At 33.3% G+C, this 26803-nt stretch carries 21 protein-coding genes; 17 read left to right on the top strand and 4 right to left on the bottom strand.

Annotated elements, in window-relative coordinates; translation table 11 throughout:
* Positions 1 to 5: 5 nt before the first annotated feature.
* The 3 genes from BN4220_RS12260 to BN4220_RS12270 all read left to right on the top strand — a co-directional run bounded on the left by BN4220_RS12260 (position 6) and on the right by BN4220_RS12270 (position 3907).
* Positions 6 to 926: a carbohydrate ABC transporter permease gene (locus BN4220_RS12260; RefSeq protein WP_066716596.1), complete on the top strand. Its 921-nt coding sequence runs from the start codon at positions 6 to 8 to the stop codon at positions 924 to 926.
* Between the two features lie 115 nt (positions 927 to 1041).
* Positions 1042 to 2781, top strand: coding sequence for an extracellular solute-binding protein (locus BN4220_RS12265; protein WP_066716605.1), 1740 nt, complete (start codon positions 1042 to 1044; stop codon positions 2779 to 2781).
* 313 nt (positions 2782 to 3094) lie between these two features.
* The gene (locus BN4220_RS12270; RefSeq protein WP_066716608.1) at positions 3095 to 3907 is read left to right on the top strand and encodes an alpha/beta hydrolase; all 813 of its coding nucleotides are present in this window, start codon (positions 3095 to 3097) and stop codon (positions 3905 to 3907) included.
* A 171-nt stretch (positions 3908 to 4078) separates the two neighbouring features.
* Here the strand turns inward: BN4220_RS12270 and BN4220_RS12275 are convergent, their stop codons facing one another.
* The 3 genes from BN4220_RS12275 to BN4220_RS12285 all read right to left on the bottom strand — a co-directional run bounded on the left by BN4220_RS12275 (position 4079) and on the right by BN4220_RS12285 (position 7430).
* Entirely contained in the window at positions 4079 to 5620 is a 1542-nt protein-coding gene (locus BN4220_RS12275) for a response regulator transcription factor (protein WP_066716611.1), read from the bottom strand.
* Positions 5621 to 5627: 7 nt separating this feature from the next.
* Positions 5628 to 6989, bottom strand: a complete 1362-nt coding sequence (locus tag BN4220_RS12280) for a sensor histidine kinase (protein WP_066716622.1) — start codon at positions 6987 to 6989, stop codon at positions 5628 to 5630.
* 102 nt (positions 6990 to 7091) lie between these two features.
* A complete protein-coding gene (locus tag BN4220_RS12285) occupies positions 7092 to 7430 on the bottom strand; it encodes a hypothetical protein (RefSeq protein WP_066716630.1) in 339 nt (112 codons plus the stop codon).
* Between the two features lie 192 nt (positions 7431 to 7622).
* Between BN4220_RS12285 and BN4220_RS20695 the strand changes: the two genes are divergently transcribed.
* From BN4220_RS20695 to BN4220_RS12300, 5 genes are all read left to right on the top strand, one after another.
* On the top strand, positions 7623 to 7781 hold the full coding sequence (locus BN4220_RS20695; protein ID WP_347477087.1) for a hypothetical protein: 159 nt from the start codon (positions 7623 to 7625) through the stop codon (positions 7779 to 7781).
* A 35-nt stretch (positions 7782 to 7816) separates the two neighbouring features.
* Positions 7817 to 7993, top strand: coding sequence for a hypothetical protein (locus BN4220_RS20700; protein ID WP_347477088.1), 177 nt, complete (start codon positions 7817 to 7819; stop codon positions 7991 to 7993).
* Positions 7994 to 8183: 190 nt separating this feature from the next.
* Entirely contained in the window at positions 8184 to 8420 is a 237-nt protein-coding gene (locus BN4220_RS12290) for a hypothetical protein (RefSeq protein ID WP_066716632.1), read from the top strand.
* Between the two features lie 228 nt (positions 8421 to 8648).
* The gene (locus tag BN4220_RS12295) at positions 8649 to 10190 is read left to right on the top strand and encodes a diguanylate cyclase domain-containing protein (RefSeq protein WP_066716634.1); all 1542 of its coding nucleotides are present in this window, start codon (positions 8649 to 8651) and stop codon (positions 10188 to 10190) included.
* Between the two features lie 257 nt (positions 10191 to 10447).
* A complete protein-coding gene (locus BN4220_RS12300) occupies positions 10448 to 14128 on the top strand; it encodes a multicopper oxidase domain-containing protein (RefSeq protein WP_347477089.1) in 3681 nt (1226 codons plus the stop codon).
* 118 nt (positions 14129 to 14246) lie between these two features.
* Here the strand turns inward: BN4220_RS12300 and BN4220_RS12305 are convergent, their stop codons facing one another.
* Positions 14247 to 15128, bottom strand: coding sequence for a DegV family protein (locus BN4220_RS12305; protein WP_066716636.1), 882 nt, complete (start codon positions 15126 to 15128; stop codon positions 14247 to 14249).
* Between the two features lie 375 nt (positions 15129 to 15503).
* Here BN4220_RS12305 and BN4220_RS12310 point away from each other — a divergent pair, with 375 nt between their 5' ends.
* The 9 genes from BN4220_RS12310 to BN4220_RS12350 all read left to right on the top strand — a co-directional run bounded on the left by BN4220_RS12310 (position 15504) and on the right by BN4220_RS12350 (position 26773).
* Complete coding sequence (locus tag BN4220_RS12310) at positions 15504 to 15692, top strand: CPC_1213 family protein (protein WP_066716644.1); 189 nt, start codon at positions 15504 to 15506, stop codon at positions 15690 to 15692.
* A 50-nt stretch (positions 15693 to 15742) separates the two neighbouring features.
* Positions 15743 to 15961, top strand: coding sequence for a hypothetical protein (locus BN4220_RS12315; RefSeq protein WP_066716647.1), 219 nt, complete (start codon positions 15743 to 15745; stop codon positions 15959 to 15961).
* Between the two features lie 297 nt (positions 15962 to 16258).
* The gene (locus tag BN4220_RS12320; RefSeq protein WP_066716655.1) at positions 16259 to 16798 is read left to right on the top strand and encodes a flavodoxin family protein; all 540 of its coding nucleotides are present in this window, start codon (positions 16259 to 16261) and stop codon (positions 16796 to 16798) included.
* Between the two features lie 81 nt (positions 16799 to 16879).
* On the top strand, positions 16880 to 17290 hold the full coding sequence (locus tag BN4220_RS12325; RefSeq protein ID WP_066716658.1) for a MerR family transcriptional regulator: 411 nt from the start codon (positions 16880 to 16882) through the stop codon (positions 17288 to 17290).
* A 176-nt stretch (positions 17291 to 17466) separates the two neighbouring features.
* The gene (locus tag BN4220_RS12330) at positions 17467 to 18786 is read left to right on the top strand and encodes an ABC transporter substrate-binding protein (RefSeq protein WP_066716661.1); all 1320 of its coding nucleotides are present in this window, start codon (positions 17467 to 17469) and stop codon (positions 18784 to 18786) included.
* Positions 18787 to 19016: 230 nt separating this feature from the next.
* Positions 19017 to 19904, top strand: coding sequence for a carbohydrate ABC transporter permease (locus BN4220_RS12335; protein ID WP_066716670.1), 888 nt, complete (start codon positions 19017 to 19019; stop codon positions 19902 to 19904).
* Positions 19905 to 19914: 10 nt separating this feature from the next.
* Positions 19915 to 20742, top strand: a complete 828-nt coding sequence (locus BN4220_RS12340; RefSeq protein WP_066716672.1) for a carbohydrate ABC transporter permease — start codon at positions 19915 to 19917, stop codon at positions 20740 to 20742.
* A 211-nt stretch (positions 20743 to 20953) separates the two neighbouring features.
* The gene (locus tag BN4220_RS12345; RefSeq protein ID WP_066716674.1) at positions 20954 to 23662 is read left to right on the top strand and encodes a GH36-type glycosyl hydrolase domain-containing protein; all 2709 of its coding nucleotides are present in this window, start codon (positions 20954 to 20956) and stop codon (positions 23660 to 23662) included.
* Positions 23663 to 23671: 9 nt separating this feature from the next.
* Positions 23672 to 26773: a hypothetical protein gene (locus BN4220_RS12350; RefSeq protein WP_066716675.1), complete on the top strand. Its 3102-nt coding sequence runs from the start codon at positions 23672 to 23674 to the stop codon at positions 26771 to 26773.
* Positions 26774 to 26803: the final 30 nt, after the last annotated feature.

The following is a 26803-nucleotide window of genomic DNA, read 5'->3' on the forward strand; positions in this document are numbered from 1 at the left end:
TCCATATGAAACAGAGAATGAAAAAAAAGAAAACATATACTTTTTCAGATATTGTCTTTAACATATTAAATTACTCGTTTTTTGCAATCTTCGCTTTAATATGCATCTATCCGTTTTATTATTTAATTATTAACACCTTAAGTGCGAATAATCTTAGTGCAAATGGAGCAATTAATTTTATATCGAAAAAAATACATATACAAAATTATATCAATGTACTTAAAATTAGAGGTCTTGGCACAGCCTTATGGATATCCATTGCAAGAACAGTAATTGGTACAGCGTGTACAGTGCTTGCCTCCGCATTTTTAGGATTTATGTTTACACAGCAAAAATTGTGGAAGAGAAGTCTATGGTACCGTTTTATTATAATTACAATGTATTTTAATGCAGGACTTATTCCAATGTATGTAACGATGATGAATTTACATTTAACCAATACGTTTTGGGTTTATATTATTCCTGCAATCGTGCAACCATTTAATATTATTTTAGTCAAAACCTATGTTGAATCCATCCCTTCTTCTCTTCAAGAAGCGGCAGAAATTGATGGAGCAAGCATTATTACCGTATTTCGGAAGATTATATTGCCAACCAGTACCCCAATTTTAGCGACCATAGCAATTTTTGCAGCAGTAGGACAATGGAATTCTTTCTATGATACCTTAATTTATGTTACTGACCAAAAACTGTATTCCTTGCAATATCTACTATATACTTACATTAATCAAGCCAATTCCCTTGCAGCTTTGATTAAAAATAGCGTTGGCTCTTCTGCAAATGTAATGGCCTTAGCAACAAAACAAACACCAACCTCAGTGCGTATGACTGTAACTGTCATTGTAGTATTACCAATTTTATTCATCTATCCTATGTTCCAAAGATACTTTGTTAAAGGGATCATGATTGGATCCGTAAAAGGCTAAGGAGAAAAATACAAAGTGATTTAAGTAGCTATAATTATTATTTTTTGGTTTGGGCAAAACAAAATAAATTATTTCATTTTATTTTGCTAATATAAAATTAGTGGAGGACTAAGGTATGAGAAAGAAACTGTTAAGTGTACTAGTTTGTGTTGCATTAGTGGCATCTATATTAGCCGGATGTGGAAAGAAAGATACACCAACAGACTCTGGGGGAACAAAGTACTCAAAGTTTATAACGGTAGACGTTTTTGATGGTTTGGCTAACTATCAGGGAATTCAGTCCGGATGGTTTGCAAAGATTGTAAAAGACAAATTTAACATGGAACTTAATATCATTGCACCAAACGTAGCAGGTGGTGGAGATACTTTATTTCAGACACGTTCTACAGCTGGGGATCTTGGAGATTTAATTATTTATGGAGCGGATGATGGTAAGTTGCAGAACATGGTAACAGCAGGTCTCGTATTAGATTTAACCGATTTGCTAAAAGGTAAAGAAATTGTTACAAAATACAAAAATGCAATCGATTCGTTAAATTCTTTAGTGAAAGAAGATGGAATTTGGGGTCTTCCTTCTAGCGTTTCAGAGCAACCAGCGACCAATCCTTCTGAAGGTCTTGACCCAACATTTGGACCATATTTACGTTGGGATGCATATAAAGCAGCAGGTTATCCTAAGATGAACACATTAGAAGATTTACTGCCTGTATTAAAGGCAATGCAAGAAAAAGTTCCAACAAGCGACTCTGGAAAGCCAACCTATAGTATATCATTGTTTAAAGACTGGGATGGAAACATGATGTGTTTAGCTAAACAACCAACTTGTTTCTATGGATATGATGAGTTAGGATTTGTATTAGCAAAAGCGGATGGTTCTGATTATCAGAGTATTATTGATAGTGATTCTATGTATGTACGAGTTTTAAAACTTTACTTTGATGCAAATCAAATGGGACTTGTAGATCCTGAATCAACAACTCAAAATTATGATACGATGTATGCAAAATACCAGGATGGACAAATTTTATATTCTCCATGGCCTTGGTTAGGGCAAGCAGCTTATAACACACCAACGAATAAAGAAGTAGGAAAAGGTTTTATGATTTCCTCTATTGCCGATATGAAAGATTTATCTTATGGATGTAGACCAAATGGTGACAGACAAACAATTGCAATCGGTAGTAAAGCAGAAGATCCAGAAAGATTAGCAGATTTTATTGACTGGTTATACTCTCCAGAAGGAATACAGATGTCAGCAGCACAGACTTCTAGCTCAAGTGGACCAGAAGGATTAACCTGGGAAATGAAAAACAATAGACCTGAATTAACTGAATTTGGATGGAAAGCATTTTATGAAGGTGGAGATACTCAAGTTCCTGACGAATGGGGTGGCGGTTTATGGAAAGATGGCGTTTCAGCACTTAACTTTCCGGCTGTAATTCCAAGTGATATAAATCCAAAGACTGGATTTCCTTATAACTATACGTTATGGGAATCTGTATTAGAAAAAAATACAACTCCACTTGATACTGATTGGCAAACTCAGATGGATGCAAAAACAACAATTGAATTCTTACAAAAGAATGATAAACTTATGGTAGCACCAGGTGCTTCTTATATTGCTCCAGAAGAGGATTCTGAAATCACTACATTAAGAGGACAATGTAAAGCAATTATTATCGAAAATTCTTGGAAAGCAGTATTTGCTTCGGATGAAAATGAATTCAATAGTTTAATTAAAGAAATGCAAGACACAGTTATTGGTTTAGGTTATGATAAAGTCTTAGCTGTTGATATGCAAAATGCAAAAGATCAAAATACTACAAGAGAACAGGCAGTAGCAGCATCAAAATAATATTTTAAAGAAAGAACTTTCTAACTAAAAGAATAATTATGGTTATTCTAGAGTTAGGAAGTTCTTTTGATTCTTTGAATTCTTATTGAGATAAAATAAAAAAGAAAAAAATAAATAAGATTTAAGTTATTAAAACAACATGGAGAAGGAAAAATATGGTATAATAAAAGAGGAATAAACTATCAAAAATCTCGTTTGAAGGTGGCTATTAGAGTAACTAATTCACGAACTGCATTTATAGAAGTTAATTCTATTAGGTGCGATTTCAAATAAGTGATTCAATATGGATGAAAGATAGGAGGTAACTAATATCATGATACACCAAGTAATTGATATTCAAGTGAAAGGTTCTTTGCCAAATACAAAATTATATACCTATTTTTTAGATAATTCTGAAGAAATTAATTCTAACAGGGTTAGGCCAGTAATCGTTATATGTCCAGGGGGTGGCTATGCAATGACCTCCGATCGAGAAGCAGAACCAGTTGCAATGAAGTTTCTGTCTATGGGATATCACGCAGTTATATTACGATATTCTTGTGCACCAGCAGTTTATCCAACAGCGTTGCTTGAATTAGCAACGGTTGTAAAGTTACTTAGAGATAATGCGGATTTATGGCATATTGACAAGGAAAAAATAATTATTCAAGGTTCTTCTGCAGGTGGGCACTTGGCAGCAAGCTTCGGTGTGTTTTGGAAAGAAGCTTTTTTAGCACAATATTTTAATACTATCTCAGATCTATTAAAGCCAAATGGTTTGATACTTAATTACCCAGTTATCACATCTGGACGATTTGCTCATCGTGATTCTTTTTATAATTTATTAGGAGAACGCTATGAAGAATTGCTTGATAAAATGTCTTTAGAAAAACATGTTACGGAAGATACTCCAAAAACGTTTCTATGGCACACCTTTCCAGATGATTGTGTACCAGTGGAAAATTCACTTTTATTTGTAATGGCATTGAAGGAAAAAAATATCCCAACGGAATTCCATATGTATCCTGTTGGAGGCCATGGTTTGGGACTTGCTACAAAGGAAACCGCTTGTCCGAATGGATATGGTGTTCAAGAAGAGTGTAAAACTTGGATTAATTTAGTTGAAACCTGGCTTGTAAATATATAATATAAAGTAGGTGTGCTCTATTTTTTAAGTTTAATAAAATTTAGAGCACACCTAAAAACATTAAGTGTATATATAAAATAATACAAATAGAGTGCACTGCAAAACAAGAAGGTTACAAGAAAAATGCACTTGAAAAATCATTGAAATATACATATATAAAAGCAATTAATTTTACTTTAAATTATTTTTGCGAAATTCAGCGGGACTTTCACCAACATATTTTTTGAACTTCTTATGAAAATAATCTACGTTTTTATAGCCCACACGCTCAGCAATTTCATAGACTTTTAGATTTCTTTCTAGAAGTAATTCTTTTGAGTGGCGAATTCGGACTTGGTCTATGTAGGAATTAAAACTTTCCCTCATTTTCTTATTAAAGATTTTACCTAAATAGGAACTATTGTACCCGAATAATGGTGCTATCGTATCTAGTTTTATGTTATCAGAAAAGTTATGATTAATATAATAGACGATATCATCAATGATACTATCACTGGATGAATTTCCAATCGCGTTCATGATCATTTCAAACTGTTCTGAAAAAAATAAAATAATTTCGTAAAGATAATATTTTCTCTCAATTAAGTCAATCACAGAAGAATTCGTTGGGAAGGGAATCCCAGTAGCGTTATAAATGTGACTGATAGTTTGCTTGATCTGTAGATATATATCTGTTAAAAATAGTTTAATATTAGATAAATTGCTTGTAGCATTGTATAACTTCTTCTCTAGGTGATGTAGAGTTTCAGCAATCATATTTCGGTTGAAGCATTGAATATAGTCACAGAATTTTTCACAGTACTGATTGGCATCTTCCGGAGTGAGTTCTTGTTTCATCGAGCTTACATCAGGCAGCTGTTCATAACCAATGGTGTGTTGGTTTTGCTCACAGAAAAAACGTCGATTTAACAATTCTAGTGCATCATCATATGAATAGTGAATGTCTTCAACTCTATAGATTAATCTTCCATAAGTTATAAATAAGGAATCCAGAGGAGAACCTTTTTGGGGAACGTTATCATAATGTCTTAGAAAATCTTGAAAACGATTTAAAGCAAAATCTCCTTTTAATAAAACAACATCATTATCATGAATTTTTATGTGTTCATACGAATTATTCCCTTGATTTGTTACTTTTAATAAATCAGCAAAGCTATAAGTAAGATTAAATAATCCCTGATTATAATTTTCATAAATAACGATTTGATACATAGAAGCAGAGAGGTTAATTTCCTCAAAATTTATTTGATTATAATCACTTGAATTCAAAATGATATCATGAAGTATCGCAGACTTCGCTTTTTCTTTATATTGATTCATGGTATTTGTATGTAATTGCTCTTTTTCCAATGCTTCCTTTACTGTGGTAACTGCATGAATTAGTTCCTCATCGTGAATTGGTTTCGTTAAATAAAAATCCACACCATAACGTATCGCAGTTTGAGCATATTTAAAATCAGAAAAACCGCTTAATATAATAAAATGGCCTTTAAAATTTTGTTCTCTAGCGAGTCTTACAATTTCTGTTCCTTGAAGTTTAGGCATGCGAATATCCAGCAATACTAAATCTGGTTTTAGTTTTAGTATACCTGATAGAGTGTCTTCGCCATTGCTAGATTCACCACATATGGTAAATCCAAGTTTATCCCACTCAATGATACATTTTAATCCCTCGCGAATAATTTCTTCATCATCTGCTATAAATACATTCATAATCCAATTATCCCTCCATCATATTATGTAAAGGAAGTGTTAGAGATACAAGTGTTCCTTCATTTGGACAACTTTTTATTTGAATTCCATAGGCTTCACCATAAAATAATTTAATCCGCTGATTAATATTATAGATGCCAATACTAGAAGTTTTGGTTTCATCTTTTACTTTAATATTATTCATAAGAGAAGACAATGCATCTTCAGTCATGCCCAAACCATTATCATAAATATCAATTAATAAAAATTCATCATAGCTAGTTTTAACATCAATGGAAATTTGCCCATTTTCTTCTATACCCTCTAAACCGTGAATAATAGCATTTTCTACAATTGGTTGTAATAATAGAGGAAGAATTTGATATTCTTTTAAATTCATATCATCTGGGATGGTTAAAGTATAATTTACCCTGTCATTAAAACGTAATTTTTGAATTGCTAGGTATGTAGATATGTATTCTAATTCTTTATCTAACGTAGTTGAGGTGCTTCCGGTATTCTCCAATACATAGTGCATAGACCTTCCTAATAACATAATAGCATTAGCAACATCTTTATTTCCTTCTTTAAAAGCTTTCATACGTATAGTCTCTAGTGTGTTATACAAAAAATGAGGATTAATCTGGCTTGCAAGCATTTTAAATTCCATCTTTTGTTGTTGATTTCTTAAAAGTTGTTCTTTTATCTCTGATTCATACATCTTTGCGTTCATAGTGATGATGCTTTGTATCATTACTTTTAAATCAGAAAAAGCTTCAGATAATTCATCTTCTCCTTTAAAAGTATCGATAATATGATAATCACCTTCACTTGCTTTGCGCATTTCGCCACGAAGTGTTACAATCCTAGAGCTGAACTGATTGGTAAATATCACGATCATAATAAAGGGTAAGAAGGATGCAATTAAAATAATAGCACTACATATAAGAATGATGCCTCTTGCATCATCATAGGCATGTAAATCTATTGTTGAAATATATATTTTATCTTTGGAAGTATAAGAGAGTAAAGTAGAAATGTAAGCAATGCTATCCTTATTGCGAAAGCGTAGCTTTCCGGAATAGACATATTGGGATTTACTGTAATCAATTGGTATTGTTAAGTTTGTTCCAGTCGTATTACGTTCCGTACTATAAAAGATTGGATCTTGATTTACAGTAACGATATTAATCAGTAGATTATTTTGAATTCTGTTTTTTAGATAGTTGTCACTAATACGTATTACTAAGACTGCATATTCATTGGTTGCAATTACAGGAATTCTCCTGATTAAACAAAGCTCTTGAGTGGTATGTTTCCAGTTATCCAAACGTTCAAGACTTTTCCAATGAATATCTGCTTGTTTCACTGCTTGTTGATACCATTCCATGTTTTTTATTTCATCAGTCACAGCTTTATAGTAACCATTGTTATATATAGTTGGATTATTTGTATAGATTTCAATGGAAGAAATAAAAGCATTTTTTTGTATTTAGTTATAGAGCTTTGTATAATTGCTACTGCGTTTTACAGCTTCCTGAACAGATGTATACCTGGTTTTTAATAGATCTTGGAGATTTTTATCCTTAAATAAGTCATCTGATATATTGTAAACAGTAGTAGTTATGTCAAACATAATGGATTTTACTCGCACATTATCTGCTTCTGCTTGATTCTTGTAATGGGTCAATAAAAGGTTTAGGGTATTCGCTAGTAAAAAAGTTCCGATAATTAAAATTGGTATAAAAATTGCGGAAAAGTAAATGAAATATAACTGTTTCTTGACTCTCATATTATGAAAAATATGCTTTACAGAGGAGAATAACTTCATAAATCAGGCACCTTCTTCCGAAATTTTACATGTAGCAATTTAATTATAGATTAACCAAAAAAGATTGTCAAATAACTTGTATAATGGTAAGTTGATATTTTAAAGAAGGTATGGCATACTGATACGAATAATAATAGTAAAAAACAAAGAATACAATAGAATCTAACTTGTCTAAAAAAGGGGGTATATTGCATGGTCGATGTAAATGTCCGTATTATGACGATTCATGATTATGAAGGAGTATATGATTTGTGGTTAAATACCGCTGGTATGGGTTTAAATAATCTAGACGATTCAAAATCAGGAATAGAAAAATTTTTAAGACACAATCCAAATATCATACCTCGGTAGCAGAAACAGAACGTAAAAAAGGTATTGGAGCATTCATGGTTGACAGTGTATTGAATGCTTTAAGGCAAGAGGAAATTAATAAAGTTGCAATGGTTGTTTTTTCAAATAATGAACTTGGAAATTCTTTTTGGAAGAATCAAGGATTTATAGAAAGAACGGATCTGAAATATCGTAATAAAAATGTTGCAGAGTTGATTCGCATTGATACATAAACTTTTTAACGGATTTCATTTTTATATAGTAATAATGATTATGTAAAACAAACATCTTTAAATACTATTAAAGTTCTGTTAGTGAACAATACCATGCAAAAATACAGCGAGTTAGATAGAATTTTATTAAATAGCAATAAATTTTCAAATATGTGTATACTATCAACATTAACATTAGGAGGTTAAATGTATGCATGAAGGACAGGCAAAATTTTATGAGTATATGATTGATAAAATGGAGGAAGAGAGAAAAGAAGAAGGAATTATGCTTTTAAAGGAGTCCTTTGAAAGACAAGAGCAAGGAACTTTTACAACAGAATACCTAGATGATATCAGTGTAAAATTACTTGCACTTATAAAGCCAGAATTTAAAGGAGAAGTAAAAAACATATTCGAACAATTTGGGAAAATGCATATTAGTAAATAATTAAAAAGAGCTTTTGCGAAATTAATGCAATATATAACGATATTGATTTTGCAGAAGTTTTTTTGTTTTTGGATAACTACATTCAAATAATACATACCAAGGTATCTTGAAAATAATACGAAAAGTACTATAATATATAAAATAAAAGTATAATTTTAACTTTAGATAAAACCAATATAAAATGTTTTTGCATGTCAGAACACTTATATTGGGGGAGGATCTTGTTTTATGGAAAAGCAAAATAAACTATACTTGAGGATTTTAATAGGCTCTCAAACCATAATTTTTCTATTTATTATTCTTTTATTATCGCCTTTTTTTAAAGATTTTTCGAAACATAATAAGGAGCTTATTCGTAAGTTGGTTATATCAGATACAAAAGTTGATATAAAGGAAATTATTGATAATACAGTTTTAAGAATTGATTTAAAAAGGAAAAGTGTTTCAGAGCAAGTAAGTCAATTAATGGATCTATCATTGGATCTATTTTCTGAAGCTAAAGAAGAAGACGTTGAGAATTTGGTTTCTACTTATTATGATAAATATCAATCTTTACAAAAGGGAAAAATAATTCAATTTATATTGCTAAATGAAGTCACAGGTAAGGTGTTATTTAATTCAGACGAAAGCATTTCTTCACAATCAGAAAATATTCAAAAGCAGCAAATCGATGCACAAAAATCCAAAAATTCACTTTATAAAGAAAAAACAAATGGTAATTATCAATTGGTTCTTTATGCAAAGCAAAATGATATGGATCAGATTGTTAAAGACCAGGTTTACATAGAACTACATAATACCAATAACGAGGGTAACCGTTATGTATGGGTAAATGAAGTATTAAATTACGATGGTGGTGATAATTACGCAGTCCGTATTATACATCCTAACCTTACTGAAACAGAAGGAGATTTATTATCAACATTAACAGAAGATATTGAGGGGAATTATCCATATCTTACAGAACTTGAAGGAATAAAAGAAAAAGGTGAAATATTTCAAACTTACTATTTTAAGAATAAATTAGATGATAAGATAGAAGAAAAGTTGTCATATTCAAAACTATATGAACCATTTGATTGGATTATTTCAACAGGATTACCATTGGGTGACATGTTTTCTTATACCAATGTACTTAGAAACTACTATAGTAAAGCCATTGGTTTTACTTTGGTAATACTTGTGGTTTTTACTCTGATCCTCTTTACCTTTGGTACAGGCATTATTTTAAAATTTCAGAAATCATATAAAGAGCATGTTGATAGTTATGTTAGAAGAGAAACGGAATTGGATCCACTAACAGGAGCATTAAATCGTAAAACAGCGGATAAATCTTTAAAAAGGCATTTCGAACTTATGCAAAGTAATGATAATTCTACATTGCTTATTATGATAGATATAGATGATTTTAAGAGAATAAACGATACCTATGGTCATGATATTGGTGATTATGTATTACAAAAGGTAACACAATATATAACAACATGTCTTCGCGTAGGAGATATGCTTTATCGCTGGGGTGGAGAAGAATTCTTATTAATTCTACAAGGAGTTAAACAAGATTCACAATATTATTTTGCAAATAATATTCGTAATACGGTTTCGGATATTGTGTTTGATGGGAATGGAGAAAAATTTAATGTTACACTTTCTATGGGTGGTGCTTACATGGAAAAAGATGATATTGATTATAAACAAGCAGTCAAACGTGCGGATAACGCTTTATATCATGCCAAAAATCAAGGAAAAAATAGATATTGTTCGAAATAAAAGCGATGGAGGATATACCCTTCATCGTTTTTTATATAATAAGAAATTATAAGAATGTAAACTTATAGAACATAAAGACTATTGTCGAATTATGGAACTCTTGTAGATTCTACGAATATAATATATTGATAATATTGTCGAAATCAAGCGTAAATTGAGGATTTTGATAAATTATCATGATTTAATACGACATACTATTTGAAATTCAATATGGAATTGTAATCGAATCTTTTAGGAATATGAAAGGAGTTAATAGTATGATGGAATCGTGTGAGAACACCATAGAAAGAATAGTCAGAGAGTTTGATATTGAGGCAATTCAACTACCGATCGTTTATAATAAATACGGTGATCATGATCCAGATGGACTGATGTATGTATTAAAAAAGGATGCGCAGAGGATAAAAGAACGAGCAATTGAGAATTTTAAACAGAAGATTCCGCAGCCTTATGAAGAGGTACAGCCCCTTGTATTACGCGCAAATCTAGGAGATGAAATACGAGTTCATTTCAGACATTCGTTAAACAGAAATCTGTCGATCCATGTACAAGGACTTACGTATGATGTTTTAACTTCGGATGGGGCGTTTGTAGGAATGAATCCAGACAGTACCACAGGAGGGGCAGAGATAACGTATTGCTGGTTTGCAGATAAGGAAGGAGTTTATTTATTCAGCGACTTGGGGGATGCAAGGAGTAGTGAGGAAGGTACTAACGTTCACGGATTATTTGGTGCAATAATTATTGAGGCACCAGAATCTTCATGGAGAAATCCAGAAACAGGAGAAGAACTAGAAAGCGGTTTATTCGCAGATATTTATCACCCTGTAAATGCAGCATTTCGTGAATATGCGGTATTTTTCCACGATGAATTAGAAATGAAGAATAAAGATGGAAAACAACCAGAGGATCATCTCACTGGCTTACCTTCTGCAACAACAGGTATTAGCTACCGGGCAGAGCCAATGAGAAATCGTCACCCTCTTACCCATGATCCTGGAGATTCAGGAGAAGACATCTCAATGAGTTCGTGGGTATATGGAGATCCTGCGCCACCTATTTTAAAAGCATATGTAGGAGACCCATCAAAAATTAGATTGATTCACGGTGGAGTAAAAGAGACACATGTATTTCATCTTCATAATCATCAATGGAGGTTAGAAGGTAATAATACGAATTCCACCATTATTGATTCTATTTCCATTAGTCCGCAGGAATGTTATACCCTTGATATTTTGCATGGTGCAGGAAGCTTGAATGGAACAATTGGAGATGTAATTTTCCATTGCCACCTTTACCCTCATTTTCATGAAGGAATGTGGACGTTATGGAGAATTCATGACCGATTAGAAGATGGAAATGGTAAATTACCAGATGGAACTATAATTCCAAAACTTCAGCCGCTTAAAGATAGAACGAAACCTTTACCAAAGGATCCAGATCATCCAGGATATCCAAATTTTATTAATGGAACGTTTGGAGAACGTCCACTTCAACCACCACTTGGAATTCTAAACCCTGATGGAACGAATAAGATAGACCCTACACCTTTGGAAGAAAGTAACTTTGTTGAAAATCCAGCAAGAGGAGCACTTTATGCAGAGACCTGTCCTTGCCATACCGATGGATGTAAAAAAGAAGATGTAAAGCTTTTTGAAATTGCACTAATACAGGCAAAGGTAACGTACAATAGTTACGGATGGAATGATCCACAGGGCAGATTTTTCGTACTAAAAGAAGAATTAGAACGGCAAGGTGGCTTGGAAGCCTATATTAAAAAGGTTGAAAATCAGGAAATTATAGCAGAACCTTTGGTAATTCGAGCAAACGCAGGAGACTGTATTGAAGTGAGGTTAACAAATCTTTTGCCAGAGTTTTTGGAAGCATCTCCGTTTCAGCAATTCACATTGACAGATATTGCAGGTTATCATATTCACCTTGTTAAATTTGATACGATTGTATCCGATGGTGCTGCAAATGGATGGAATAATATTGCTGGTGCAAGGCAATATGAAACTTTGGTAGAGAGATTTTTTGCAAATACCGAGCTACGCACCGTATTTTTCCATGATCATCTGTATGCAAATTCACATCAACAACATGGAGTGTTTGGAGCGTTAATCGTCGAGGAAGCGGGAGCAACTTTCCATGATATACGAACGGGAGATAAATTAAAGTTTGGTACAAAAGCAGTGATTCGAAGAAAAGATGGAACGTCTTTTAGAGAGTTTGCGTTATTTGTTCATGATTTTGCTCTTTTATTTGATGGAGAAGGGAAAGCCCTTAATCCACCTGAGGTACCTGGTTCCCATAATGATCCGGGGGTAATGGGCATAAATTATCGTTCAGAACCAATGAGAGAACGTTTGAAACTTCATGAAGATCCAGCGCATATTTTTAGTTCCGATGTTTTTGGAGATCCAGCAACGCCTATCCTTGAAACTTATCCAGGAGACGAAATGGTTATAAGACTTTTAGATGGCGCACATGAAGAACAGCATGCCTTTAATATAGCTGGTATGTCTTGGCAAAAGGAAATAGCAGATATTAATTCGCCGTTTGCAGCATCTCAAACACTTGGAATTTCGGAAGCATTTAATTTGCGGATAACGAAACCATATAGAGCTGGGGATTATCTTTATTATTTTGGTGGAATTGATGATGTATGGCTAGGTTTATGGGGAATTATTAGAGCATATGATACGGAATGTGATAACCTAAAACCTTTATGCAAGGCGAAAGCACAATTAGTTCCATTCCCACCAGCATGCCCGGGAAAAGATGCAATAATTCGTAAGTATGAAATTGCAGCAATCCAAACGGATATTAAATATAACGAACATGGGGATCATGATCCAGATGGTCTGATATTTGTACCATTAGAGGAGATGAATTCAGTTTTATGTGGTAAGAGTAAACCAAAACCATTAATATTACGTGCAAATGCTGGAGATTGGATAGAAATAACCCTTCATAATAAGTTCTCGCCAGAAAAACCAATACCGTATTTCGATTATCCAAGGGTTCCACTAGATTTTAAGCATCAACCATCCAATCGAGTTTCTCTCAATCCACAATTTTTACAGTACGATCCTATTGGTGATTCGGGTATTAATGTAGGACGTAACAACAAAGAACAGACAGTAGGACCTGGTGAGAGTATAAAATATCTATGGCATGCAGATAAAGAGTATGGAGGCTGTATATTGCAGTCCTTTGGTGATATGAGAAATCACAGATATCATGGATTATTTGGTGTCATCATCATTGAACCACCTGCAGCAAAATGGCATGGGGATTTCTTTAATAAAGGAACTTATGAAGAACAAGTGACCATTACTGCTCCAGGAGTAGAAAGTTTCAGAGAATTTGTAGTCTTAATTCAGAATGGTATCAGACTTTTGGATAAAGAAGGGAAAATCATACAAACAGCGACAGGAGATGATGGCGAACCTGTAGATGCAGAGGATACCGGTGAGAAAGGATATAATTATCGTTCAGAGCGATTTGCAAATCGCTTGAAAAAGGATAGATGTATTCACAGCGTATTTAGCAGTAGAGTTCATGGAGATCCAGCAACGCCTATTTTTAAAGCACGTCCGAAAGAACGTGTTATTTTTAGAACAGTTATGCCTGCTGATAAACCAAGAAATGTAGGATTTGCAATTCATGGACACATGTGGAAAGAACAACCAAAGGATCCGTTTTCTAGAGTAATTCCTCTTCAGGGAGCAATTAGCATAGGAAATCGGTTTGATATGGAACTTGAGAATGGGGCATCCACTCCTGGTGATTATCTATATCGTTCAGGAACTTTGAAATGGGATGTAGAGTCTGGAATGTGGGGTATTTTTAGAGTAATGAGACAGAATTTTGGATGGAAGTGTAAGAATATCTGCGATAAATTTATGGACTTTTTCTCTGATTTTAAATTCTAATGGAATATTGATTTAGATTTGCATGAAATTAATGATATAAATAATTAAATTAAAAACGAAGAAGAGAATATCTCTTCTTCGTTTTTTGGAATTTTAATATTGTTTTAGAAATGCAACATTAAGCATCATATTTTTTAATTAATCCAAGGCCAAATGGGTGTGGGCCAGTGTGAGTACCAATGGTAACTCCGATGTGACCAACAGGGAGTGTAATGTCTTTGTTTAGCGCAAGTTCAAGTTCTTTCTTGAATTCTTCGGCCTCTTCATAGTCAACACCAGTTCCAACTACAATTTCATAGTCATTTATATTTTCTCCACTTTTAGCAAAATGATCTTTTGCTAAATCTAATAATTTCAATTTTGCTTTTTTTCTACTACGACAGATACCAGCAGGAAAAATCTCACCCTCTTGGAATAGGATTAACGGTCTTATTTTTAAAGCATCACTTGCAAATGTAAGTAATTTTCCAATTCTACCGCCTTTTTTCAAATAATCCATATCTTCAATCGTAAATAAAATTCTGCCAGAAGGTCGAATGCGTTCTAGATTTTCAATGCATTCATTATAGGATTTTCCATCTTTTTGCATGCGAAGAGCTTCCTTAACATAAATACCTTGAAGAACTGTGGCTAATTTAGAATCTATTACGGTTATTTTTGCCTTTGGATTGGATTCTTCTATAATATTCTTTGCGTTTATTGCAGATTGATAAGATCCGCTTAACTTTGAAGAGATGCAGATACAGATAACTGGAATATCTGCTTCGCTATATTTCTTAAAAACATTGAGATAGTCTTCAATGGATGGGAGCGAAGTTTTAGGATAGATATGTTCCTCAATCATTCTTCTATAAAACTCTTCATGATCTACTTCAATTCCTTCTTTCTTATAATTCACACTGTCAAATGAAACATAAAAAGGAACGATTTCTAAATTGTTTTCTTTTGCATATAACTTGTCTAAATCACAAGAACTGTCACTTATTATTTGATATTGCATATAGTTCATCCTTTTCGTCTTATTGTATATCTTTAAGTTTTACCAATTGATGAATATAATACCACATATCAGAGAATATGTAAGATGATTTTTTACTTTTTATAATTTATTTATATTTAAATATCCTCTATAAAGCCTTTATAACTTCTCTATAAAGCCTTTATAATTCTTCAATAAATCCAATGTCAATCCAATATATCCTCTATGATCCCATATTTATCATTTATATATTCGCTAAAAAAATCGTTCTTTATAATTGGTTTAGAGGTCAGAGATAAAATGCAAATCAATCATTTCCTCTTCTTTATTTAAAGGATGAAATTATTAAAATTTGAGATACTATATATAACTATTGTTTCTAAAAAGGAGTATTATATGGCAGGAAATAAAATGAAAAGTACAAAAAATGGTAAGAAATCAGATGGAAAGTTCCACTCAAAGCATATAAAACACGATCCTCAGGCTGAAAGTGCTAGAGCTGTATTTGGACTTAGAGATGACAATAACCCTACACAAATTAGAAGTGATCATATAACATCTAAAATATCGGATGAAGATAGATAACTGAAAGAATTATTAATTAATACCGATTGAATTGTATAGGAGGATACTAAATGGAGACTCAGAGTATTAGAATTAATATTGAAGGCCTACAGTTTAATGAAACACAAGAAAGAGTTAGAAATCAAATAGAAGGAATTATCGGTGTCACAAATGTGAAACTCAGTGAAGGCCAAGATTATGTAGATGTCGATTTTGATGAGCAGACCTCGGTTCAAGAGATTAGTAATCATTTGCAGAATAACGGATATAAAATTTTAGATTTCGATTAAATATTTCGATTAAATTAAGAAGAGAAGATTTATTTTTCAATAGAGGAATAAATCTTTTCTTTTTTTGTGTTTTAAATGTTCAGTTTTATATCATCACGTTTTAAATACAAACGATAAAATACAAACGTTTAATAAATAAGTATTGACTTGGATTTAACTCCAAGTGATAAGATGATGATAACATTGAAAGGGAGGTTAAATTATAAGTAGCACTAAAACAATTAAAACAAGTTCTAATGAATTATTTTAAACGTTATAAACGACTTATTTATAGAAAAGAAAGTAGGAGGTTTTTATATGAGTAAAAAAGTATTAATATTATCTGGAAGTCCAAGAAAAGGAGGTAATTCCGATACCTTGTGTGATCAATTTATGTTAGGGGCCAAAGAATCCGGAAATCAAGTTGAAAAGATATTTTTAGGAGATAAAAAAATAAATTATTGCACAGGCTGTGGTACTTGTTCCGTACATAGAAAAGCCTGTCCACAAAAAGATGATATGGCTGAAATACTAGAAAAAATGGTAGAAGCAGATGTGATCGTCATGGCAACACCAGTTTATTTTTATACGATGAACGCTCAGATGAAAACTTTAATTGACCGTACTTGTTCACGTTATACAGAAATTGAGAACAAAGAATTTTATTTTATTGCTACAGCAGCGGATAATACAAAAGATGCCTTGGAACGAACGATAGAAGGTTTTCGAGGATTTACTGATTGTCTAAGTGGTGCAAAGGAAAAAGGAATTATCTATGGATTAGGTGTATGGAAAAAAGGAGAAATTAATAATAATAGAGCGTTACAACAAGCCTATGAAATGGGAAAAAGTATATAAGTAATAAGAATTTAATTTAAGTTTTAATACTTGACATAGGGGTGTCGTTTAGTAATAGAATAATAACTAGGAGGTGTCGGTATGACAATAGCAGAAGTAAGTAAAAAGTATGGACTCACAGCAGATACACTCCGTTATTACGAGAGAATTGGGCTCATTCCGCCAGTGCCTCGTAACAGTAGTGGTAATCGTGATTATGATGAGGATTCGTGCCGATGGATTGAACTCATGAAGTGCATGAGAAAAGCAGGAGTTCAGATAGAAGCTTTGATTGAGTACGTTTCATTATTTCAGCAGGGAGATGCAACTGCGAATGCAAGAAAAGAGCTTCTAATTGAGCAAAGAAACCATTTAATTGATCGTATCAATGACATGCAGGAATCATTAGAGCTTTTGAATGATAAAATAAATCGATACGAGCAAGTACTTATGGTTGCTGAACAGAAATTGATTAAAAGTTTCGAAGAAACATCTAAGAAAAGTCGAAAATAATCTATTCGAATCAATTAACCTCATAAAATATCCCACAGATAACAAGAATTAGCAGTAAATAAGCAATAATTAATAAGACAAAAAACTTATCCTCTGATATAGTAAAAATATGGAAATAACACAAGCTTATTTGTGTTGTTTTCATAAATTTTAATATATAAGGAGGATGTGTTTTTATGGGGAAAAAAGTTTTAGCAGTATTACTATGTGCACTTATGGTAACTAGTTTACTAACGGGTTGTAAAAACAGTGATTCATCTAAAACTACAAATGAGAACAGTAATGGGGTTGTAGAATTACAATGGATGTTTTGGGATGATTTAACGGCTACAGAAGATTTGATTTCCAAAGGATATGCTGAGGTAATTGAGCGATTTAATGAACAATATAAGGATAAATATCATGTCACAGCAATTACAACGAATCTTGAAGAGTATGATACAAAGTTAAATGCATTGATAGCAGCGAAAAAATGTCCAGATGTATTCATCTGTAATCCAGGACCTAATTTAACGCAATACGTGGAAGCTGGGGTAGCTGCAGATTTAACAGATATCCTAAATAATAAAGAAAAAGATTGGTATGGAAATTTTACCGAAGGTATTTTTGAACGTATGACTTATGATGGAAAAATATATGCAGTACCAACTAATTTTGCAGCGTCTCTTGTATTTTATAATACGGAAATGTTTCAAGTAGCAGGAGTGGAAGTACCAACGAATTTTACAGAATGGATTGCTGTTTGCCAGAAATTAAAAGATGCTGGTTTTACGCCAATTTCTTGCTCCGCTGGTACAGCATGGTGCTTGTCGATGATTGCTGGATATCTTTGTGATAGAGCTGGGGGACCTGATAACTTAAAAGGTGTAAATGAGGGAACGCTGGATTGGACGAGTGAATCATTTATTACTGCAGGTAATAAGTTAGCAGAATTATCGAAGTACTTTCAAGAAACAGCAGCAGGAGATTCAAACGATCAGGCAACCGCTGCATTTTACAATGGCGAGGCAGCTATGTTAGTTCAGGGTTCTTGGGCAATTGGGCAAATCAATGGTTCAAATCCTGAATTCGAATCAAAATGTGGTGTATTTAGCTTTCCTGCAATTGAGGGGGGAGCAAATCCAAATCGTATGATTGTAAAGACGGATAACTTAGTTATGAGTTCAACAACGAAAAACCAAGAGGCATGCATTGCTCTTATGAAATTCTTTACAGATGAAACTGCTCAAAAATACACAGCAGAAGTTGGCGGAAAGATTCCGGTAATTAATGTAGAGTATGATGAAAATAAGGCACCTGCACAGCTTGCTTATGTTATGGATATCTTAGAGAAATCAACGGGTACGTTCGGATTTTATAACGAATCTCTAGCATCGGTGGAAGCAGGAGACGTATTTGATAATGCAATGGTTGATCTATTTTTAGGTAGTTTAACATCAGAAGAAGCCTTTGCTCAGGTACAGGAATTCTATCAGAATAATGTCTGGAAGAAATAATGATTTATGAGAATGATAAATATAATAAGAAAAAATAAAAAAAATAAGAAATAATAAGTTTTAATTTACTTAGAAAAACTGTCGTGTCAATTGATTCTTACGTATTAATAAATTAAGAGAACAGTTGATACGACAGTTTCAACCATTTTATAACTGTAGTGCTAGGTACGGTAGTGGAAGTTATGTACAATTTTTCTAAGAGTTGTATTTAAAGTAACAGGAGGAAACATATGGATAAGTTATTTCGTAATAAAGTGGCTATCGTGCTGTTTATGGCACCGGGAATTATATTGTTTACAGCGGTATTGCTGATTCCTATTTGCCAGGCTTTATATTATTCTCTATGCGACTGGAATGCATTGACGGAATCGAAATTTGTAGGACTTGATAATTTTAAACAACTATTAAGCTCTGATAAAACAATGAAAATTGCTTTAAAAAATTCATTATTTTTTATGATTTTTTCTTCGGTTACTCAGCAGGTAATGGGGTTAATTCTAGCAGTATTACTTACGAATATTAAAAAAGGTAGAAATATATTTAAGAATATCTATTATTTACCGGCAGTATTATCTTCGGCTGCATTAGGTCTATTATGGTCATTTTTATTTAATCCTAAGATGGGAATTAATCAGATTCTTGCAATCTTTGGCATAAAAGGTCCTTTATGGTTAATGGAAACAAAGGGATTTATTGTCCTTCCAATGTGGGTTATAGCCTTTGTTGCATTATGGCAGTATGTAGGTACCACGATGATGCTTTATATGGCCCAGATTACAGGAATTTCAAAGTCACTATATGAAGCCTCTTATATTGATGGTGCTAGTAAAAGTAAGAGCTTTTTTTATATAACTTTGCCCCTTATTAAACCAATGATTGCAACATCCTTATCTTTAAATTGCATAGGATCCCTTAAGTTTTTTGACTTAGTTTACAATATGACCCAAGGGGGACCAAATCATAGAACAGAAGTATTAGCAACTCATTTATATTATAATGGCTTTCAATATTTTAAATATGGATATGCAAGTGCAATTGGTGTAGTTTTGTTAATCATGTGTTTGATTGTAACGTTTATTATTAATAGATGTTTCAAAGCCCAGAACTATGAGATATAGGAGGGAACAGATGAAAAGAATAAAACTTAGTACAATAATTATTTATTTTTTTCTATGTATATTGGCAGTTATTTATATTGGACCACTGTTATGGGTGGTGTTAGTATCCTTTAAGACGAATGCAGAGATATTTCAAAATCCATTTAGCTTACCTAAAATACTACAGTGGGATAATTATAAAATTGCTTGGAGTGCAGGAAAATTAGGAAGTGCAACCTTAAATTCAATTTTTATTTGTGTTATTGCTTTAATTATAAGTATTTTAGTTGGATCTATGGCAGCATTTGCCATTGGAAAAATGCGTTTTAAACTAGCAAATCCATTACTAACTTACTTTTTAATCGGAATGATGATACCAGTACATAGTTTACTAATACCTTTATTTGTATCGTTTTCAAGGATGAACTTAACAGATAAGCTACTAGCTTTAATCCTGCCATACGTTACATTTTCACTACCTATGACAATCTATATTTTAGTAAATTTCTTTAAAGGAATGCCAAGGGATATGTTTGAGGCAGCTTGTATCGATGGATGTTCAATTTATCAATGCTTTTTTAAAATTGCATTGCCTCTTGCTAAAACAGGAATGTTTGTTACTGGCTTAATGACATTTGTAGCCAATTGGAACGAACTATTATTAGCTATGGTATTTATTTCAGATGTTAAAAAGAAGACGTTACCAGTTACATTAACTTATTTTGTTGGGCCATATTCAACAAATTATGTTCAGATGTTTGCAGCAATTGTAATTGCAGTTGTACCATCCATTGTTGTGTATTGTTGTTTTAGCAATCAAATCGTTGATGGATTGACTGCAGGAGCGGTGAAGGGATAAGATGGAATGAGATTAGTGAATTCATTCTTTAAATTTATATCATACTAAAAAAATAACACCTAATTAAAAAAAGGTCCATTTCTTAGGAAATGGATCTTTTTTATAATGTAAAAAGAGAGAATAGGAAAAGGAGAAATGTTTAAAAAGATAAATAGTAAAGGGGAAAAATGTATGGAAACAGTAAAGGGAGAATTGGTAAAAGGAGCAGATTATGAGTGGATATAAGTTTAAAGATAGATATGGAACATTTCATATAGATAATCCAGAGCAGACGGGATATCTATACTTTCCTTTAGCAGGAGAACAGGGAATAAAAAGTGCAATCACTCCTACGTTAGGTGGGGATTGTAAACTTGATCAAAATCATTTTCTGCTACAACCTGTCAGTGCAGAAGATTTACATAATAATAAGAGTACTAGGAATTTCTGGTGTGACATAAAGGGTAAGGGGATATGGTCAGCAACTGGTGTGAGTTCTCATAATATGAGTAAACGCTTCGATTCTATGGATGAAGAAAAAGAAGTAACAGAGTTAGAAGCAGGTATCCTTTGGCATAAGATGAAAAGGACATCAAAAGAATTTAGCTTATCCTCTGAAATACTATCTTTTGTACCTGTAAGTGAAGAACAGGTTGAAATTATGTCCGTAACTATTCGTAATATAGGAACAATACCATGTGAAATCACTCCAATTGCTGCGATTCCTATCTATGGAAGAAGTGCAGATAATTTGCGAGATCACAGACATGTCACATCCTTATTACATAGGATTGCTACAAAAGATGAGAGTATCATAGTAAAACCAACGCTGTCCTTTGATGAGAGAGGTCATCAAGTAAACGAAATGAGTTACTATGTCAGTGGGGTAACTGGAGAATGTGAAAAGCCAATGGGATTTTATCCAATCGTAGAAGATTATATTGGTGAAGGTGGAAGTTTTGAATGCCCTGAGGCGGTATTTCGTAAAAAATATTGTATTTTAAAAGGAATGGAATTTGAAGGTTATGAGGCAATGGGTGGTATTCGCTTTAAGGATATTGCCTTAGCGCCAGGCGAGAGTAAAGAATTTGTAATTTTACTTGGTATGGGGCAGGATGAAAATTCTTATAAGCAAGCTCTAAATAGTTTTGGAACCAGTGATAAGGTAAAAAAGGCACTTGATGTCCAGCAAAAACATTGGAAGAAACGATTGAATGTATCTTATCGTACTGGCGATTCAGAGTTTGATAATTTCATGTATTGGGTTAGCTTTCAACCAATACTAAGGCGAATTTATGGCTGTTCGTTTTTACCACATCATGATTATGGAAAAGGTGGTAGAGGTTGGAGAGATTTGTGGCAGGATTGTTTGGCACTTCTCATGATGAATCCAGAAGGAGTAAAAGAAATGCTCCTTGATAATTTTGGTGGAGTTCGTATGGATGGTACAAATGCAACCATCATTGGTAGTAAGCAAGGGGAATTTGTTGCAGATCGAAATAATATTACCCGTGTATGGATGGACCACGGTTTGTGGCCATTGATAACAACAGCACTTTATATCGAACAAACGGGTGATGTATCTGTTTTATTAGAGGAGAAATCATATTTTAAAGATAAACAAGTATGCAGAGGTACTAAGATTGATGATAATTTTTTAAATCAAGGAGAACCGATACAAAAAGATCTAAAAGGAAATATTTATTATGGCACAATATTAGAACACATTTTAGTGCAAACACTTACTTGCTTTTATGAAGTTGGAGAGCATAACCATATGCGTATACGAGGAGCAGATTGGAATGATGCACTGGATATGGCAAATGAACGTGGAGAAAGTGTAGCATTTACGGCAGCGTATGCGGGAAATTTGTTCACTTTAGCTAGATTGTTGAAATGTTTGTTAAAAGATTATGGTATGGAAAATGTCTTAGTAGCAAAGGAGATGGAGCTACTTTTTACAGATCAAAGTACCTTATATAAGAGTATACGAATGAAAAAGTCTTTATTGGACTCCTACTGCGAATCTTGTAAGCATACGATTTCAGGAGAAAAAGTTCGCATAAAAACCGAACTTGTAATTGCTGGATTAGAGAATAAAGCAATGTGGTTACAGGAACATATACGTAAAACAGAATGGATTCAGGTAGATGAATCTGGATGGTTTAATAGCTACTATGATAATCACGGGCAGCAGGTAGAAGGAAAAACGGAACATGGGATACGAATGATGCTCACAGGACAGGTATTTACTATTATGTCAGGAACAGCAACGGAGGAACAAGTTGGAGAGATTGTAGCGAGTGCAGATAAATATTTATACAAAGAGGATGTAGGTGGATATCGTCTGAATACAAATTTTCATGAAATGAAAACAGATCTTGGAAGAATGTTTGGTTTTGCATATGGACATAAAGAAAATGGCGCTGTTTTTTCGCATATGACAACGATGTATGCGAATGCACTTTATAATAGAGGATTTGCAAAGGAAGGATATAAAGCTCTAAATGCTCTTTATAAGCAATCCATAAATTTTAATAAGAGTAAGATCTATCCTGGAATTCCTGAATATTTTAATGATCGCGGGAGAGGAATGTATCACTACCTTACAGGAGCAGCAAGTTGGTATATGTTAACGGTAATAACTCAAATATTTGGAGTGAAAGGAAGTTTAGGAGCATTAAGTATTATGCCAAGGTTAATGGCAAAACAGTTTGATGCAGAAGGTAGAGCAGAGATTTCGTTACCATTTGGGGAAAGACTTTTTAACATAGTATATGTGAATGAAACGCATAAAGAATATGGCGAATATCGTATAGGTGATGTCTATTTGGATGGTAACAGGATTAATTTACAGGAAAATAATATCCTATTACAAAAAGAGCAAATTGAGTTACTTGATAAAGAATCGGAACACCAAATCATCGTCTGGCTAATATAGGAGGGACTTATGACAGATACAACATTTACTATTAATGATTATGATAAAAAGGCTACGTTTTCAAGCTTTTTACCTGGGCTAGCAGGTGTCCATGGGATTCCAATTTGGTGCTATTATGTAAATCGTGGGCAATGCATTACAAGTTTAGGAGTTGAGGATAAGGATCATGGAATTATGGAGTTTTTTCCAGCGCATCAATCGTATCAAAATGTAGACAGAATTGGATTTCGAACTTTTATAAGAAAAGATGGAGTTTATAACGAGTTATTTACAAAAGAAGAAACGAAAAAGCAGATGCACATTGCTATGAATAGTTTTGGTATCGAAGAAGAGGATAAGATGCTTGGATTACATACAAGTGTAGAGTACTTTATCATGCCAAGTGAACGAGTTGGGGCATTGGTGCGTAAGCTCACTATTACGAATACCAGTGAGGAGAGTATTGAGCTAGAAGTATTGGATGGAATCCCTTCCTTGTTACCATATGGTGTAAATATGGAAAGTATTAAAAATATGGGTCATACGTCAAAGGCTTGGATGCAAGCAGAGGACATAGAGAGTAAGGTTCCTTATTTTAGAGTAAGGGCAAGCATGGAAGATAGTGCTCAAGTTACAGAAGTGGAAGGTGGAAATTTTTCTTTTGCATGTTTATCCGATGGAACGAAATTACCAGTAGTTGTAGACCCTTCGTTAGTATTTGGCTACGATACCTCATTGACAGTGGCAATTGGATTTCGAGATCAGGGGTTAGATACACTCTTCTTAAGTGAGCAAGTAACGACAAATCAGTATCCTTGCAGTTTTTTTGCTCAGAAACAAAGGTTAGAAAAGAAAGAAAGTTTAGTCATGTATCAGGTGATTGGTCAAGTAGTAAATAAATCAGTACTTAAAAAGTTTGTTTCTAAGGCAATGGATCGTGATTATTTTGAATCAAAGAAAGTAGAAGCAGAAAATCTCGCGAAAGACCTTTGTAAAGTAATTGATACAAAGACCGCTTCAAAAGAGTTTGATGCGTATTGCAAGTATACGTATATGGACAATGTTTTGCGCGGTGGTTATCCAATAAAAATAAATGGAGATAAAATTTTTTATGTATATTCAAGAAAGCATGGGGATATTGAAAGAGATTATAACTATTTTCGTATGTTACCAGAGTTTTATTCCCAAGGGAATGGGAACTTTAGAGATGTAAATCAAAACAGAAGATGTGATAATTTTTTTACTCCTTATGTAGGAATGGAAAATATCAAAAAGTTCTATGGGTTAATACAACTGGATGGTTATAACCCATTGGCGGTAGAAAAAGTGAGCTATACCTTAGAAGAAGAGAAAGCAGAAATGATTTTTGACCAATTAAGTCAAGAACAAAAGGAAGAATTAATAGGATTCTTTAAGCAACCATTTACGCCAGGGGCATTTTTTCGAAAGTTAGAAGAAATTGGAGTGGAAGATTTAACAGAAGAAGAAACTTATTTTCAAAGTGTATTGGAACAAGCAGAAAGTATGGTCAATGCGGATTTTGGAGAAGGATATTGGTCAGATCACTGGACTTATAATTTAGACTTAATTGAGAGCTATCTAAGTATTTATCCAGAGAAAGAAGAAGAGTTATTGTTTTATACAGCAATTTCGTATTATGCATCACAGGCACAGATATTGCCTAGAGCAAAACGCTATGTAAAAACAGAAAATGGAGTTCGGCAGTATCATTTCCTTCATAATTTGAAAAAGGAAAATGAAAACGAAAAATTATTACGCAATCAAGATGGTAATGTTATTGAATCTACTTTAATTGAAAAGTTAATTCTCCTATGTGTGGTAAAGTATGCAGCACTTGATGCCTATGGTATGGGTGTAGAAATGGAGGGCGGAAAACCAGGGTGGTATGATGCACTCAATGGTATGCCTGGATTATTTGGCTCGTCTATGGCGGAAACTTATGAACTTAAGAGAATGCTCCATTATACGATAGATGTTTTAGAAAAGTATAAGATGAATGTAAAGCTTATCAATGAAACAGCGGAACTTTTACTGAAATTAGGAGACGTTACATATAAGTACAAAGAGGACATTGAGACCAAGGAAGAGTTAATTGAATTTTGGAATGAAAGAAACGATGTGAAAGAAGCTTATTGGGAAAAGATATTCTCTGGAATCTCTGGTAGTAAAAAAGAGGTGCCAGTAGATGAGTTAATTCACATACTAAAAAGTATGCAAATCGCAGTGACAAGTGGAATCCAAAAGGCATGTTCCTATGGAAATGAGATTTGCCCTACGTATTTTACATATTCAATGGATCAGTATATAGAAACAGAAGAAGGCATTTATCCAAAGCGTTTTACCGTTCAAGGATTGCCATTGTTTTTAGAAGGTCCAGTGCGTTATATGAAACTTAATCATACGAAAACAACAAAGAAAGCTTTATATGAAAAGATTAAACAAAGTGACTTGTATGATAATAAATTGCAGATGTATAAGGTAAATGCTTCCCTTAAAGATGCGTCCTATGAACTTGGTCGGGCAAAAGCCTTTACACCAGGCTGGCTTGAAAATGAGTCCATTTGGTTACATATGGAATATAAGTACTTGTTAGAATTATTAAAATCTGGGTTATTTAAGGAATTTGCAGCAGATTTTCATAATGCAGGAATACCATTTTTAGATCCGAATGTTTATGGAAGAAGCATTTATGAGAATTCTTCGTTTATTGCAAGCAGTAAAAATCCGAATAAAGCATATCATGGGCAAGGCTTTGTCGCTAGATTAAGTGGATCAACAGTTGAATTTTTAAAGATGTGGATTTTAATGATGTTTGGAAATCCGTTTCGGATGGAAGAGAATAATTTAGTTCTTCAATTTCAACCGATGCTTCCTAAATATCTCGTTGGGGAAAATAAAAGGGTAGAAGCAATGTTTTTAGGAACAACAAAAGTGATTTATGAGTGCGAAGAAGAAAGAGATTACTTCCCAGGAGACTATGAAGTCGCATCCATGGAAATCCAGTATGTTGATGGTAGTGTGTATTTAACCAATAAAGAAAAGTTATACGGAACCTATGCGAAAGATGTGCGTAATGGCAATGTTGCAAAAATTCATGTGAAACTCAAATAAATACCGTAAAAATTTAACGTTGAAAATCAA

The organism is Clostridium sp. Marseille-P299 (assembly GCF_900078195.1).
GTDB lineage: Bacteria > Bacillota > Clostridia > Lachnospirales > Lachnospiraceae > Lachnoclostridium.